Source organism: Martelella alba, assembly GCF_005217455.1.
In the GTDB taxonomy this organism is placed as follows: Bacteria; Pseudomonadota; Gammaproteobacteria; order Enterobacterales; family Enterobacteriaceae; genus Acerihabitans.
Map to the genome: position 1 here is coordinate 1 of NZ_SZPQ01000131.1, position 1299 is coordinate 1299.

The 1299-nt window shown below is 54.2% G+C and carries 1 protein-coding gene; it reads right to left on the reverse strand.

The genetic code is table 11. The features are described 5' to 3' along the window. Positions 1 to 40: 40 nt before the first annotated feature. Entirely contained in the window at positions 41 to 979 is a 939-nt protein-coding gene (locus FCN80_RS25990; RefSeq protein ID WP_136993252.1) for an Rpn family recombination-promoting nuclease/putative transposase, read from the reverse strand. Positions 980 to 1299 lie beyond the last annotated feature (320 nt).

Genomic DNA, 1299 nt, shown 5'->3' on the forward strand with positions numbered 1-1299 from the left:
AGAAAGAAACACGTCTTTCATAATTAATCTAGCGATAACATTACGCGGGCAGATTATCCAGTTCCTGGTCCGAAAGCCCAGTGGCGTCTTTGACTTTTTGCCGATCCATTCCCATTGATAGCAGATTACGGGCTATAGCGTGTTTTTCCTCGCTTCGTCCTTGCTGCAGACCTTGATGCAGGCCTTGATATATGCCTTGATGCAGCCCTTGTTCCCTGCCTTTGAGTTCCCACTGCTCCGCCATGGTCATGAGGTCCTCCTTAAATTCCGGCGTCTTTTCCGTCAGAGTACGGATAAATTCCTCGCTGTCAAGATGTTGACCTTCCTGAGCCAGATAGCGCAGCAACGCCATTACCAGTGGCTTTCCCAATTGCGCCTCGGCCAACAACCGAATGATATCCCGCACCCGCCGGTTCAAATCCCGCGAGCGAATATGCTTTTGCACCAACCCCAGCAGGCCCGCCTTAGGGTGATGGGCGAATTCCGCGTCCGGGATCACCGTGACGTCCACCAGGGGGAAGGGGTGCCGGTAGAGCGCCTCTGCCCGCTCGCGGTCCTGCTCCCGAAAACAGTCCAGCCAGCAGGTCGTGTAGGGATAGGGGGTCGCCTCGCCATGGTAGAACAGCAACGGGATAACCAGCGGCAGACGCTTGTGGCCCCGGTCCAGATGCTGCTGCATCACCATCAGCGCATACCTCATCAGCCTAAATCCCATTAACTTATCAGGCCTTGATTGGTGCTCAATGAGGCAATAGATATAACCGGTGCCGGTATCGGTGCGCAGACTGTAGAGCATATCGGAGATCCGGGTGCGTAGATTATCCTCCACAAACGAGCCGGAGTGGCTGATCAAAGTGGCGAAATCACATCGCCGGCGTAAATCCTCCGGCAAATGGCGTTGCAGAAATTCCTGGGCGACGCCAACATCGCCGAGGAATTTCCGAAACAGGGCATCATGGGGTGTCGGGACCGTTGTCATACACCCACGTTAGCGTTCGGCGATGATACGGTGACTAAACAGACAAATGCGCATCGGAGCAATGGCACGCCTTTGGGCAATAAATGGAGTGCGTTTCCCATTTTACTGTCCATCTTTATTCGATAGAGTTAGTCGTTAACCTCCCGTATAAGCTCGTCGTGCCATGATGTTGGCACACTCACCTCATGTCACCTTCCATTCCATTGCCATGAGCAGTGAGTGAGCAGTGCCGGCTGGGCTTCCCGAGCCCAGCCAACCATCTAAAATCGTCGTTGTTTGTCGTAATAGCAGTGCATGACTCGGCCGGGTCCTAGACCCGG